Origin of the sequence: Shinella sp. CPCC 101442 (assembly GCF_024704725.1) — a bacterium.
Classification (GTDB): Bacteria; Pseudomonadota; Alphaproteobacteria; order Rhizobiales; family Rhizobiaceae; genus Shinella.
The window spans coordinates 328842-340743 of the sequence record NZ_JALIQS010000002.1 but is presented as its reverse complement, the minus strand read 5'-3'; the positions used below and the strand labels follow the sequence as shown (position 1 = coordinate 340743).

Sequence of the window (11902 nt, the reverse complement as noted above, 5' to 3'; positions counted from 1 at the left end):
CCCTCCCTCCGTTTTTAATGAACGGATTGTCCGGTGCCGGAGCCGCAACGCTGCGCGTCATTGATGCGCGACAGTCGCTGCAGAAAGATGCAGTTGCCTCCGGATGAAACGAAGACGGCGGGATCATGGACCCCGCCGTCTGTATGCAAACTCAGAGTTTGCCGGCGCGCTGTAGCTGCATCATGAAGGTGTCGTTGGTGTACTCCGCCACCTGCTGCCACAGGAAGGTTTCCTTGCGGAAGGCCTTGATGGAGTCCCAGATCTTCTTGAAGTTGGCGTTGCTGCTTTCCATCTCCGCATAGGTCTTTTCCGACTGCTCGAAGCAGGCGGCCAGGATTTCCGGGCTGAAGGGGCGCAGTTGCGCACCGGCGGCCACGAGTTTCTTGATCGCCGTCGGGTTCAGGTAGTCGTACTTCTGCAGCATGTTGGCGTCGGTAGCCTGGGCCGCTGTGCGCATCAGCGACTGGTAGTGCTTCGGCAGCTCTTCGTATTTTGCCTTGTTGAACATCAGGTGCACGGTCGGGCCGCCTTCCCAGAAGCCCGGATAGTAGTAGTAGGGCGCGACCTTCTGGAAGCCGAGCTTCTCGTCGTCATAGGGACCGACCCATTCGGCGGCGTCGATCGTGCCCTTTTCCAGCGCCTGGTAGATTTCGCCGCCTGCGATCTGCTGCGGGATGACGCCGAGCTTGGCGACGATGGCGCCGGCAAAGCCCCCGATGCGCATCTTGAGGCCCTTGAGGTCCTCGACGGTCTTGATTTCCTTGCGGAACCAGCCGCCCATCTGCACGCCGGTATTGCCGCCGGGCAGGGCGTAGATGTTCTGCGTGGCGAAGAATTCGTTGCAGAGGTCGATGCCGCCGCCATGGTAGTGCCAGGCGTTCATGCCGCGCGCGTTGAGCGCGAAGGGAACGGCGGCCGCGAGCGCCCAGGTGGGGTCCTTGCCCCAATAATAGTAGGCGACGGTGTGGCAGGCCTCGACCGTGCCGGCTGAGACGGCGTCGGCGGCCTGAAGGCCGGGCACCAGTTCACCGGCCGCAAAGGGCTGGATCTCGAAATTGCCGTCGGTCGCTTCGGAAAGGTATTTTGCGAAGGTCACCGCGCCACCATAGATCGTGTCGAGCCCCTTGGGGAACGACGAGGTCAGGCGCCAGGTGATCTTCGGATTGGTCTGCGCAATTGCCGGCGCTGCGAGCATGGTCGCGGCTGCACCGCCCACGCCGGCGACACCGGCCTTCTTGATGAATGAACGACGATCCATAGATTTCCTCCCAATGGCGAGCAGGGCTCCTCTTCCCTGCTCTCGTGTCATCACGCGGGAGTGAACCATGTCGGGATTGGCGTTTCAAGCCAAGGAAGGGAAGAACGGGAAAGCGACCCTCTAGACTTTCGTCTTAGGGGAAATTTCAAGCTATCTGCCTGTTTTTTGAGCGTTTCTTGAGAGAGTGCTAGGCCGGATCAACCGGCCATCGCCTCCTCGTACTCCGCCGAAAGCTCCAGCCACTGTTCCTCGGCCTCGTTCAGCTTGTCGACCGCCAAGGAGCGGAGCTTGGCCTTCTCCGCCGCCTTGGCCGGGCTCTTCTCGTAGAGCACCGGGTCCGCAAGCTCCGCATCAAGAAGCTGAATCTGCTTGTGCAGTTTCGCCGTCAGCGATTCGATTTCGTTGATCTTTTTCTTGAGCGGCGCGAACTGGGCGCGCCGGTCCGCATTGGCCTTGCGCTGGTCCGCCTTGTTGGCTGTATCGCCGTTGGAGGCAGGCTTGTCCTTGTCGTCCTTCTTACCGGACTGGACGATGATGCTGCGATATTCCTCCATGTCGCCGTCGAAGGCCTTCACCGTGCCGTTGTTGACCAGCCACAGCCGGTCGACGGTCGCCTCGATCAGGTGGCGGTCATGCGAAATCAGGATGACGGCGCCTTCGTAGTCGTTCAGCGCCTCGATCAGCGCGCGGCGGCTGTCGATGTCGAGATGGTTCGTCGGTTCGTCGAGGATCAACAGGTTCGGCGCGTCGAAGGCGGCAAGGCCCATCAGCAGGCGGGCCTTTTCGCCGCCTGAAAGGTCCTTGGCGGGCGTGGACATCTTTTCCGTGGCAAGACCCATCTGGGCCACGCGGGCGCGCACCTTGGCTTCCGGCGCCTCCGGCATCAGCCGGCGCACATGTTCGACGGGCGACTGCTCGGGAATGAGGTCGTCGAGCTGGTGCTGCGCGAAAAAGCCGATCTTGAGGCTAGGTGCACGCTTCACGGTGCCGGATTCAGCCTCCAGCCGGCCGGAGATGAATTTTGCGAAGGTCGACTTGCCGTTGCCGTTCGAGCCGAGCAGCGCGATGCGGTCGTCATTGTCGATGCGCAGGTTGATCTGCTTGAGGATCGGCTCGCCTGGCGTATAGCCGACGGCGCCGCCTTCGATGGCGATGATCGGCGAAGCGGGCTGCTTTTCCGGCTCCGGAAAGGTGATCGGCTGCACATGCGTCTCGATGACCGCCGCGACCGTGCCCATGCGCTCCAGCGCCTTGACGCGGCTCTGCGCCTGCTTGGCCTTGGTGGCCTTGGCCTTGAAGCGATCGATGAAGCTTTGCAGATGTTTGCGCGCGGCGTCGTTTTTCGCCTTTGCCTTCATCTGCAACTCGTCGTTCTCGGCCTTCTGCCGCTCAAACTGGTCATAGGAGCCGCGATAGAAGGTCAGCTTCTGCTGGTCGAGATGCACGATGGCGTTGACAGCGGTGTTCAGCAGGTCGCGGTCATGGCTGATGATGATGACGGTGTGCGGATAGCGCCGCACATAGTCTTCCAGCCACAGCGTGCCTTCGAGGTCGAGATAGTTGGTCGGTTCGTCGAGGAGGAGCAGGTCCGGCTCGGAAAACAGCACGGCCGCCAGCGCCACGCGCATGCGCCAGCCGCCCGAAAAGCTCTTGGCCGCCCGCTGCTGCGCATCATGGTCGAAACCGAGGCCGGCAAGGATGCTTGCGGCCCGCGATTCGGCCGAGTGGGCGCCGATATCGGTGAGCCGCGTCTGGATTTCGGCGATGCGGTGCGGGTCGGTCGCGGTTTCCGCTTCCTTCAGCAGAGCGGCGCGCTCCTTGTCGGCGGCCAGCACGATCTCGATCAGCGAATCGTCCGTGCCTGGTGCTTCCTGTGCCACCTGGCCGATACGCGCGTTCTTCGGCATCGTGACGGTGCCGGCCTCGGACGCGAGCTGCCCGGTGATGATGCGAAACAGCGTGGATTTGCCGGTGCCGTTTCGCCCGACAAGCCCGACCTTCACGCCGCTCGGCAGCGAAAGGGACGCGTTTTCGATAAGGAGGCGCCCGGCAATGCGGGCGGTGAGGCCGGAAATCGTGATCATGCCGGGACCTATAGGGCGGGGCGGCGGCCTAAGGCAAGAGGCGGTTCAGGCCGCCGAACCCGTGCGATAGCCGCGCCCGGCCCGATCCGCCACCTCGGCGGAATAGATGCGCAGCGCAATGCCGGTCTCTGCGGCATAGGCGAGCGCCTGATCGGCCTGATCGTAGAGCATGGTCGGGGTCTTCGCCGAATCGGTCATCGAGACGCCGGCCGTCAGCGTCAGGAAGCCGGCGGGAAGTTCGCGATCCATGAAGGGAAACGGCTTTTCGGCGACACGGCCGGCAATGCGCCGCGCGATCGTGACGGCGATCTCGCGGCTGACATCGGGCAGCAGCAGGCAGAAAAGATCGGGCCCCGTGCGGGCAACGAAATCGTCCTTCTTGACCGAGCGGCGGAAAATGGCGGCAAGCCGCTTCAGTGTTTTCTCCGCCGCACCTGCCGGATGCGTCTCGGCGAATTCCTTGAGTTGCTCGACGCGGAAGAGCAGCAGCGCCGCCGTGCCGCTCTCCGCTTCCGTCTGGAAGAAGGCCTTCAGCCGGCCGAGCAGGGCGGCATGGTTGGCAAGGCCGGTCACGGGATCGTGGGTCAGCGCTTCGCGACTGACGGACAGGCCGGACCGCAAACCCTCGAGATGGGACTGCAGGTCGTCGATCCGCGCGGCGGAGGTGCGATCATTGCCGAGAATGTCGCGCACGATGGAGAGCAGGCGCACCGTATCCGTGGCGAAATCCGAAATGCCGAGCACGGGATCCTTGCGCATGCGCAGAGAGATTTCCTCGAGTTCCTGCATCGCGGCGGCACGCTGGCGACGGTTCGCCTCGGCGGTATCCGCGATTTCCGCGAGCACGCGAACCGCTTCGCCCGCCGCCTGGCCGGCGGCAAGCACATTGTGGCTGGGAAGCGAATGGCGCAGCGCAATCGAATCGAGCGCCGCCTGATCCGGCGTCTTGCCGAGGGCGGCGATCTCGCGCGCCACGCTCGCGTTGCCGTTCAGCGCCTCGAACAGCAGCTCGTAGTTCCGCGGCAGCCCGGCAATGCCGAGATTGGCCATGACATGGGCGATGCGCGCCATGATCGGTGGAACGGTGGACGGAGTGTCCTTGGGGGCGGGGGCGGCCTTGCTACTCATGATACGCCATCAGCTGGGGCGCAGCGGAATGCCTCTGCACCTGGATCGGATTTGTTGGCGTAACTATCGGATTGTGCGGTTAATTTTGCGTTTGCTGAAAGAGAATTCGCGCGGAATTGACAATGCGCAGTTGCGCCGGCTTCCAAGGGCGGCGGGGTGCCGCCCTTGGAAGCCGGTGTTGTCAGGCCAGGCGCCGGGTGAGCGCGAAGGACCGCATGACGTGACTGACGAGCGAAGGGCGCTGCGCATTGGCGGCGCTGCGGGTCGTGCGGGCCTGCTGCAATTCGCGCATCGCCGCGGCGTAACCTTCGGCGCGCGCCTCCTTCAGCGCCACCTCGAAGGTCTTTTCGATCACCGGATAGCATTCCTCCGGCAGATAGGCGTTCGGGGCGTCGGTGCCATAGACGCGCGCCATCTTGCAAAGCGTGCTGCCCAGCAGGGCGGCCCATTCCTCGTTGCTTCTTGCCATCTTTCTTCCCTCTCTCAGGTGAGGCGCGCCGTTTCGGCATCACCTCCAATGGCAGCGACTATCTCACCGCCGATCACCGCTGCCTGTCACCTGGGTGACAGGACCGGACAATCCCCTCAATCGATGTCCTGCGGTCGAATAGCGCAGGACTATTTCACCACTATTGCAGGAGACGGGCGTCATACTCAACTTCTGGCCCGCAAAAATGCCGAACCGTCCGTGCGGGCGAAATAGATGAGGTCGAGCGACAGGCTCGGCCCGCCGACCGCCGTCAGCATCCCATGGCACTGACCCCGATGGTGGGTCTGGTGGTTGAAGACGTGGGTGAGCGCGGGGCCGAGGGGATGGGTGATGGGGGTGGGGTTCGTCAAAGGCGTATAGGTGATGTCGCGGGCGATCTGCGCCTCGTCGAGCGAATCGACATAGGCGGCAATGCGCGCATCCTCGGCTTGGCGAGCGGCCCAGAGGCCGGCAAAATCCCCGCAGAGCACAGCATCGAGGCTGGTCGGGGCTTCACCGGTGCCCGTGAAGCGCTTCAGCCAGATCCGGTCGGCGCAGAGCAGGTGGTTCAAGGTTCCGTGCAGGGAGCCGAAGAAGGCGCCGAGGTCCTTGCGGTAGGCGGCCTCGTCAAGCTTGCCCACGGCCTCGTAGAGTATGCGGTTGGCCCAGGCGTTGTAGCCGGCGTACATGCGGTAGTGGTCGAGCATAAAAGTCTCCGTGCTTTGGCGCGACTATAGCGGATGCGTGCATCGGCGGCGTGAATGCCATCCATGAAATTATCTGATTTGCGCAGCCAGCCGCCCTGCGCTCCAATGCCTGCAAATCGATGACGAGGATTTCATGACCCGATTGCTCTACGCGCTCGCCGGCGCCGACAAGGCCCGCCAGTTTTCACCCCATGTGTGGAAGACCGTGATGTCGCTCGCCCACAAGGGGCTGGACTACCAGACGGTGCCCGTCGGTTTCACCGAAATCCCCGGTATAGAGAACGGCGGCACGGCGACGGTGCCGCTGCTGCGGGACGGCGACAGGCTGGTGCGCGACAGCTTTGGCATCGCGCTCTATCTCGACGAGGCCTATCCCGAACGGCCCTCGCTGTTTGGCGGAGAGGGCGGCCAGGCAATGGCGCGCTTCATCGAAAGCTGGTCGCAATCGATCCTGCACATGGCCATCACCCGCATCGCCATCCTCGATATTCACGACATGCTCGGCGAGGCCGACCGCGCCTATTTCCGCCGCAGCCGCGAGGAGCGTCTTGGCGCGCCGCTGGAGGAGATCGCCGCGGCCGGCAGGGCGGAGGTCGAGGCTTTTGCCAAGAAGCTGCAGCCGTTGCGCAACATGCTGAAGATCCAGCCCTTCATCGGCGGTGAAAGCCCGCTCTTTCCCGACTATATCGTCTTCGGCGCGCTGCAATGGCTGCGCACCACGGCTGGTACGAAGGTGCTGGAGGACGACGATCCGGTTGCGCTCTGGTTTGCCCGTTGCCTCGATCTGCATGGCGGCATCGGCCGGCGTGTGACGGCCGCATGAAAGTTTGAGGCTGACATCGCCAAAAGCCGTCACCCCCTTGTTTTGCGGGGCGTTGGCGGCTATTGAACCGCCACTTTCACCGGAAAACCAAAGGGAAACGGGAAAATGGCGATTGAACGCACCTTTTCGATGATCAAGCCGGACGCGACGAAGCGCAACCTGACCGGCGCGATCACCAAGATGCTCGAAGACGCGGGCCTGCGCGTCGTTGCTTCCAAGCGCGTCTGGATGAGCACGCGCGAAGCCGAAGGCTTTTACGCCGTTCACAAGGAACGCCCCTTCTTCGGCGAACTCGTTGAAGGCATGACGTCGGGCCCGACGATCGTCCAGGTTCTCGAAGGTGAGAACGCGATCCTCAAGAACCGTGAAATCATGGGCGCGACCAACCCGGCAAACGCCGACGAAGGCACGATCCGCAAGACGCACGCCCTGTCGATCGGTGAAAACTCGGTCCACGGCTCCGACGCTCCGGAAACCGCTGCCCAGGAAATCAAGTACTGGTTCTCCGACACCGAAATCGTCGGCTGAATCGGATTGTCCGGCTGAGGCCGGAAGCCTTTGAGATGATTCTGGAACCGGGGCCGAAAGGCCCCGGTTTCATTTTGCCGGATCGAACCTGAAGATCGGCTGGCCAGAGAGCATCAGTGCTTCGGCGGGGTGATGCAGAAAGCTTTCGCATGTACGATCAAGCCGCATGGCGAAATCCGTCGCGATCGCAAGCTTCGTCTCCGCCGGCTCCACCGCCAGCACGAAATCGGCAAGACGGGCGTGATCCTCCGCCGCAAACAGCAGCTCCGCCACGATGGGCGCCTTTACCGCGTCCTTTGCTAAGGGTGTCAGCGGTGTGGACTTCAGGGACGTGGCAAGCTCCGCCCACAGCGGCCACTCCGCCTGGAACTTCACACTGATGTCGGTCGGCATGGCCGGCACACCGGCGGCCTTGCCCATGAGATAGGGTGTCAGCGCATCGACCGCGATGATCCGGTCGATCACGTCCTGTATCGAGGCATTGCCGGCTGGGTGGACGGTACGGCGCGTATAGAAGGAAATCATTTCAAGGGTTCCGGTGGCCACGGCCGGATCGGGCGCGGCGGAGCGCAGAGCCCTGTAGGCTGTCAGCCATGCCGGATCGAAGAGGCCGTCCGGCTTGACCCGTCCCGCCTCGATTTCGGCCTGCACCGCTTGCGCTGCCTTTTCCACGGATACGATATCCCCCGTCTGGTTCACATAGGTCATCAGGAAGTCGCGCTCCGGCTCCCGCAGCGCCGCGATCCATATAATGTGAAGCCTCTTGCGCATCGCCTGGACCTTGGCATCCGGCACCGGGAGCGTTGGCAGGGCGGGGTTGCCCGTAAGCGCCGGCGCCCAGTTCCAGATCCGGGCGAGGTCCTGAAGCTTGGATTGTTCGGGAAAACCGGCCACGAAGACAGGCCAGGCATTCGGGTCTCGCTGGCTCGCGGCAAGGCCGGCCTGGAGGAAAAACAGCTTGAGACGACCGGCCGACGCCGCGAGTTTCGCCTTCTCTTCGTCGGGCCAGTCCACGATGGCGGGCACGATGCGCTCCACGAGCGGGGTTTGCCGTTCGGGCGGCAGGCTGGCGACGGCGGCAAGCAGTTTATCGCCATCCCCATGCAGCAGGACTGCCCGCAGGGTCGAGATCAGCCCGTTGAGCTGCACCGGATCGGTGACGTTCAGCGCATCGAGCCCGCCGCGTGTCGCATCGATCGCTCCGGCAAGGTCGACTGCCTCGCGCACGCCGGCCTCGCGCAGCCCGTGGGCAAGTTCGGCCGCTTCGTCCATCGAAAGCTTGCCATAGCGGATTTTCAGGTAAGCCGCCTCCGCGCCAAAACCACGCGCCTTCAGTCGCGGCAGTTTCTCCCGGTCTGCCAGTACCGCATCGGAAAAGGCGAGGATTGCGCTCTCGGCGGGGCAGGTCGCCGCTTCCTCGGCATGAACCGCCGTGGAGACCATCGAAAAGCCGAGCGCCAGGACAGGCAGGAACCGCATGCGAACATCCTCCCGATGAAACCGTTTTCAGGCGGAACGCATCAGCATCGTCAAAAATTCGTCAGTCGGCTGGGCACTTCGCCGTTTCGAAATGCGCGGGCGCCTTGCCGTCCTTGAAAACCTCCGGGTTCTTGTCATAGGCGGGACCGACCACCAGCGCCTTTTCCGGCAGGATGCTCTGGTCGAGATTGGATGTGACCTGGGTTTCCAGTGTCTGCAACGTGTCTCCACCGGGCCCGAGAAGCGAGATCGTGACTTTATAGGGCTGGTTCTTCTTCACACAGCTCACATCGGGGCTTTCCAGCACCACGCGCGCCAGATTGGGAAAAATCTTGCGTTCCAGCACCAGCGGCGCGCCACCCGCCGGGTTCTCGAATTCGGCCTTCACGAGGGCGCCCTCGGGCAGAGGCTCGGTCTGCTCAAGCGTCACCATGTAGGTCGCATAGGCGAGACGGTAGTTGAAGACGAACATCTTGCCCGTCAGCTTCAGCGGATCGGGACCGGCCTCGCGCTGGCAGGCGGCCAGCAGAAGCGCGAGCGGGACGGCGATGAGAAGGGACCTTTTCATAGGCGGGGCTCCTCGCGATTGCGGCGATAGTGGCGGTTGGCCTTCACCCGGTTGCCGCAGACGGCCATGTCGCACCAGGCGCGCGAGCGGTTGCGGCTGCGGTCGAGAAAGAGCCAATTGCAGTTCGGGCAGATTTTCAGCCGATCCGGCTCCGGCCGCGACAGCAGCATCAGCGCCGAGCGGGCGGTGGCGGTATCGAGCGCCAGCGGCCGCTCGCCCGAAATTCGGAACGTCGCGGAAATCGCATCGAGGAGGTCAGCCAACAGCGCCGGTTTGCCGTGCCCGAGCGCTTCCGCGCGAAAATGCCGGTCGATGGCCTCGCGCAGGCGTACCAGTCCTTCGCGCGCCGGTTCGTTCACCGGCTCCAGCGGGCCGAACAGATTCCGCTCCGCCCCGTGCCGGTTGGCGCCCGATGGAAAGGCATCCATCGCGGCGGGATCGGCGAAACGGTCGATGCGGCGCTCCGGATCTGCGCGCAGCACGACGGAGTTCGCGACATCGAGCGCAAGCGCCCCACCGGAAAAACGATGCGGGGTCCAGGAAAAGGTCATTGCATATTCTAACTGGTAAAAGCCATTTTGCCAGTTATAATTTGTAGACGCAGAGACCTGGAGCCGCCATGGCCTATTTCCTCCAGCAGATCGCCAATGCCGTGCCGGTCGCCGCACTCTACGCGGCGCTCGCCTTCGGCTATTCCATCGCCTTCGCCGTGACGCGAAGGGCGGATATCGGCTATGGCGCGCTCTTTGCGTTTTCGGCGCAGATGTTCGTGCTGTTTTCCGGCTACGGCTGGCGCCATCTCTGGCTCGTTCTGCCGGCGGCCCTCGGCTTCGGTGCCGTGATGGCGCTGCTCTACAGTGTCGGCGCGGGCCTTGTCGTGGGCCGGCACGTCATGCGGCCGCTCGCCTTTTCCTCAGACAACACGGTCGTGGTCGCAGCGCTCGGCGTGGTGCTGGTGCTGATGGAGACGGCGCGGCTTGCCTCGGATACGCGCAGTCTCTGGCTGCCGCCCTTCCTCAATGCGCGCGTCGTCTTTTGGGATGATCCTGCCTTTCCCGTCGTGCTGACGGTGATCCAGCTTGCCAACACCGCCGCGATGCTTGCCATCGTCGCCATCGGCCATGCGGTGCTCGCCCGTTCCGCCTGGGGCCGGCGCTGGCGGGCGGTGTCGGAGGATCGGCAAGCGGCGGAACTCTGCGGCGTGGATGCGGCCGGCGTCTATCTCTCGGCCTATGCCGCCGCGGCGCTCATCGCCAGTCTGACGGGCATCCTCGCCGTCTCCTACTATGGCAATATGGATTTTGGCGCGGGGCTCGTCTTCGGCGTGAAGGTGCTGTTCATCGCCGCGATCGGCGGAGCAGGGGCACCCCTGCTTTCAGCCCTCGGCGGCGCGGCCATGGGGGTCGCCGAGACGCTGTGGAGCGCCTATGGCGACTTTCTCTGGCGGGATCTGGTGATCTTTTCGGCGCTCGTGCTGCTGCTGGTGATTTTCAGACGAGAGAAGCCGGTTCCCTAGGCCCACTTGTCCCGTGCCCGGTCGTCGCTCTCCTTGGCATCGACCCAGCCGCCATCGCGACCGTCGGCAAAGTGTTCTTTCTTCCAGAAAGGGGCTGACGTCTTCAGGTAGTCCATGACGAAGGATGCGCCGTCGAAGGCGGCGTGGCGGTGCGGCGCAACCGCGATGACGAGCACGATGTTGGCGCCGGGCGCGATTTTCCCGACGCGGTGGATGGCGGTGACGCCGAGCAGCGAGAAGCGCTCGACCGCCAGCCGGCAGATGCGGCTGATCTCGGCTTCCGCCATGCCGGGATAGTGTTCCAGTTCCAGCGCGGAGAGACGGCCGCCCTCATCGCGGCAGAGACCGACGAAGCTGACGATGGCGCCGGCATCCGCCCGATCGCCGGTGAGACTGAAGGCCTCGGCCACGGGATCGAAATCATCCTTCTGGACGCGGACGGTAACCGGAGCCGAGGCGACGCCGGCCACGGGTCAGCCCCCCGTCATCGGCGGGAAGAGCGCGATTTCGCGGGCGCCGAGAATAGGCTCGTCGTGCTCGACATGCTCCTGGTTGATCGCGATGCGGATCACGTTCTCATGCTCCAGCGCATGGGCGTATTCGTCGCCAAGCGACTTGAGATGCCGCAGCAGGTCGGCGCCGGTCTTCACGGTGGCGGGCAGGTCGATGTCTTCCTCGCCCTTGCCGATCCGTTCGCGCACCCAGGCGAAATAGACGAGTTTCGTCATCTCAATCGTCCACGATGTGCTTCAGGCCGGCGCGGAAATAGTCGTAGCCCGTATACATGGTGATGATCGCCGCGGCCCAGAGCAGGGTGATGCCGATCTCGGTCGTGTAGGGCAGGACCTTTTCACCGGCGGGGCCGGCGAGCAGGAAGCCGATGGCCAGCATCTGGATCGTCGTCTTCCACTTGGCGATGCGTGTTACGGGCACGCTGACCTTGAGGTCGGCCAGATATTCACGCAGACCCGAGACGAGCATTTCGCGGCACAGAATGATGATGGCGGCCCAGATCGTCCACCCGGCGATGGTGCCGTCGGCGGCCATCAGCAGCAGCACGGAAGCCACCAGCAGCTTGTCGGCGATCGGGTCCAGCATGCGGCCGATATTCGACGTCTGGTTCCAGATGCGGGCGAGATAGCCGTCGAGATAATCGGTGATCGAGGCTGCGGCGAACAGCCAGAAGGCCGTCCATCGCGCGAAATCCGACGACTCAAGCCGCCCCTCCACGAAAAAGCAGAGCACGATCAGCGGAACGGCCACGATGCGGGCGTAGGTGAGCAGGTTCGGAATGTTGTATGCGCGGGAAGCCATGGAATCTTCAGTCTCGATCGTTTGAGCT

Annotated in this window: 14 protein-coding genes; 3 read left to right on the top strand and 11 right to left on the bottom strand. The window is 63.7% G+C overall.

The genetic code is table 11. The features are described 5' to 3' along the window. Positions 1-151: 151 nt before the first annotated feature. The 5 genes from MUO32_RS06870 to MUO32_RS06850 form a co-directional block, all read right to left on the bottom strand. Positions 152-1258 carry a TRAP transporter substrate-binding protein gene (locus MUO32_RS06870; RefSeq protein WP_257947480.1) on the bottom strand — a complete coding sequence of 369 codons (1107 nt, stop codon included), beginning with the start codon at positions 1256-1258 and terminating at the stop codon, positions 152-154. 197 nt (positions 1259-1455) lie between these two features. Further along, complete coding sequence (locus MUO32_RS06865) at positions 1456-3342, bottom strand: ABC-F family ATP-binding cassette domain-containing protein (protein WP_257947479.1); 1887 nt, start codon at positions 3340-3342, stop codon at positions 1456-1458. Positions 3343-3387: 45 nt separating this feature from the next. After that, positions 3388-4470, bottom strand: a complete 1083-nt coding sequence (locus tag MUO32_RS06860) for a GGDEF domain-containing protein (RefSeq protein ID WP_257947478.1) — start codon at positions 4468-4470, stop codon at positions 3388-3390. Positions 4471-4651: 181 nt separating this feature from the next. Beyond that, on the bottom strand, positions 4652-4939 hold the full coding sequence (locus tag MUO32_RS06855; RefSeq protein ID WP_257947477.1) for a hypothetical protein: 288 nt from the start codon (positions 4937-4939) through the stop codon (positions 4652-4654). A 185-nt stretch (positions 4940-5124) separates the two neighbouring features. Continuing rightward, positions 5125-5646: a DinB family protein gene (locus MUO32_RS06850; RefSeq protein WP_257947476.1), complete on the bottom strand. Its 522-nt coding sequence runs from the start codon at positions 5644-5646 to the stop codon at positions 5125-5127. A gap of 133 nt (positions 5647-5779) precedes the next feature. On the opposite strand from MUO32_RS06850, the gene MUO32_RS06845 reads away from it, so the two are divergent. Next, a complete protein-coding gene (locus tag MUO32_RS06845) occupies positions 5780-6469 on the top strand; it encodes a glutathione S-transferase family protein (RefSeq protein ID WP_257947475.1) in 690 nt (229 codons plus the stop codon). A 105-nt stretch (positions 6470-6574) separates the two neighbouring features. Continuing rightward, the gene (gene ndk / locus MUO32_RS06840) at positions 6575-6997 is read left to right on the top strand and encodes a nucleoside-diphosphate kinase (RefSeq protein WP_069059233.1); all 423 of its coding nucleotides are present in this window, start codon (positions 6575-6577) and stop codon (positions 6995-6997) included. Between the two features lie 69 nt (positions 6998-7066). Here ndk and MUO32_RS06835 read toward each other — a convergent pair whose 3' ends face one another. The 3 genes from MUO32_RS06835 to MUO32_RS06825 all read right to left on the bottom strand — a co-directional run bounded on the left by MUO32_RS06835 (position 7067) and on the right by MUO32_RS06825 (position 9595). Further along, the gene (locus tag MUO32_RS06835; RefSeq protein WP_257947474.1) at positions 7067-8476 is read right to left on the bottom strand and encodes a hypothetical protein; all 1410 of its coding nucleotides are present in this window, start codon (positions 8474-8476) and stop codon (positions 7067-7069) included. Between the two features lie 61 nt (positions 8477-8537). Then, positions 8538-9044 (bottom strand): hypothetical protein, encoded by a 507-nt coding sequence (locus tag MUO32_RS06830; protein WP_257947473.1) that lies wholly within the window; start codon positions 9042-9044, stop codon positions 8538-8540. Continuing rightward, complete coding sequence (locus MUO32_RS06825) at positions 9041-9595, bottom strand: CGNR zinc finger domain-containing protein (RefSeq protein ID WP_257947472.1); 555 nt, start codon at positions 9593-9595, stop codon at positions 9041-9043. Before MUO32_RS06825 ends, MUO32_RS06830 begins: the two co-directional genes overlap by 4 nt. A 68-nt stretch (positions 9596-9663) precedes the next feature. Between MUO32_RS06825 and MUO32_RS06820 the strand changes: the two genes are divergently transcribed. Continuing rightward, positions 9664-10560 carry a branched-chain amino acid ABC transporter permease gene (locus MUO32_RS06820; RefSeq protein WP_257947471.1) on the top strand — a complete coding sequence of 299 codons (897 nt, stop codon included), beginning with the start codon at positions 9664-9666 and terminating at the stop codon, positions 10558-10560. Here the strand turns inward: MUO32_RS06820 and MUO32_RS06815 are convergent. Genes MUO32_RS06815 through pgsA form a run of 3 tightly spaced genes read right to left on the bottom strand, consistent with a single transcriptional unit; the run spans position 10557 to position 11874 of the window. Then, a complete protein-coding gene (locus MUO32_RS06815) occupies positions 10557-11030 on the bottom strand; it encodes a molybdenum cofactor biosynthesis protein MoaE (RefSeq protein WP_257947470.1) in 474 nt (157 codons plus the stop codon). The two genes, MUO32_RS06820 and MUO32_RS06815, sit on opposite strands and share 4 nt — an antisense overlap. A gap of 3 nt (positions 11031-11033) precedes the next feature. Further along, positions 11034-11288 carry a molybdopterin converting factor subunit 1 gene (gene moaD, locus MUO32_RS06810; RefSeq protein ID WP_257947469.1) on the bottom strand — a complete coding sequence of 85 codons (255 nt, stop codon included), beginning with the start codon at positions 11286-11288 and terminating at the stop codon, positions 11034-11036. Position 11289: 1 nt separating this feature from the next. Further along, complete coding sequence (gene pgsA / locus MUO32_RS06805; protein WP_257947468.1) at positions 11290-11874, bottom strand: CDP-diacylglycerol--glycerol-3-phosphate 3-phosphatidyltransferase; 585 nt, start codon at positions 11872-11874, stop codon at positions 11290-11292. Positions 11875-11902 lie beyond the last annotated feature (28 nt).

What these genes read in the sequence shown, in the direction of transcription:
- MUO32_RS06870 (WP_257947480.1), bottom strand. Translation starts at nt 1,258, where the DNA reads ATGGATCGTCGTTCATTCATCAAGAAGGCCGGTGTCGCCGGCGTGGGC.
- MUO32_RS06865 (WP_257947479.1), bottom strand. Translation starts at nt 3,342, where the DNA reads ATGATCACGATTTCCGGCCTCACCGCCCGCATTGCCGGGCGCCTCCTT.
- MUO32_RS06860 (WP_257947478.1), bottom strand. Translation starts at nt 4,470, where the DNA reads ATGAGTAGCAAGGCCGCCCCCGCCCCCAAGGACACTCCGTCCACCGTT.
- MUO32_RS06855 (WP_257947477.1), bottom strand. Translation starts at nt 4,939, where the DNA reads ATGGCAAGAAGCAACGAGGAATGGGCCGCCCTGCTGGGCAGCACGCTT.
- MUO32_RS06850 (WP_257947476.1), bottom strand. Translation starts at nt 5,646, where the DNA reads ATGCTCGACCACTACCGCATGTACGCCGGCTACAACGCCTGGGCCAAC.
- MUO32_RS06845 (WP_257947475.1), top strand. Translation starts at nt 5,780, where the DNA reads ATGACCCGATTGCTCTACGCGCTCGCCGGCGCCGACAAGGCCCGCCAG.
- ndk (WP_069059233.1), top strand. Translation starts at nt 6,575, where the DNA reads ATGGCGATTGAACGCACCTTTTCGATGATCAAGCCGGACGCGACGAAG.
- MUO32_RS06835 (WP_257947474.1), bottom strand. Translation starts at nt 8,476, where the DNA reads ATGCGGTTCCTGCCTGTCCTGGCGCTCGGCTTTTCGATGGTCTCCACG.
- MUO32_RS06830 (WP_257947473.1), bottom strand. Translation starts at nt 9,044, where the DNA reads ATGAAAAGGTCCCTTCTCATCGCCGTCCCGCTCGCGCTTCTGCTGGCC.
- MUO32_RS06825 (WP_257947472.1), bottom strand. Translation starts at nt 9,595, where the DNA reads ATGACCTTTTCCTGGACCCCGCATCGTTTTTCCGGTGGGGCGCTTGCG.
- MUO32_RS06820 (WP_257947471.1), top strand. Translation starts at nt 9,664, where the DNA reads ATGGCCTATTTCCTCCAGCAGATCGCCAATGCCGTGCCGGTCGCCGCA.
- moaD (WP_257947469.1), bottom strand. Translation starts at nt 11,288, where the DNA reads ATGACGAAACTCGTCTATTTCGCCTGGGTGCGCGAACGGATCGGCAAG.
- pgsA (WP_257947468.1), bottom strand. Translation starts at nt 11,874, where the DNA reads ATGGCTTCCCGCGCATACAACATTCCGAACCTGCTCACCTACGCCCGC.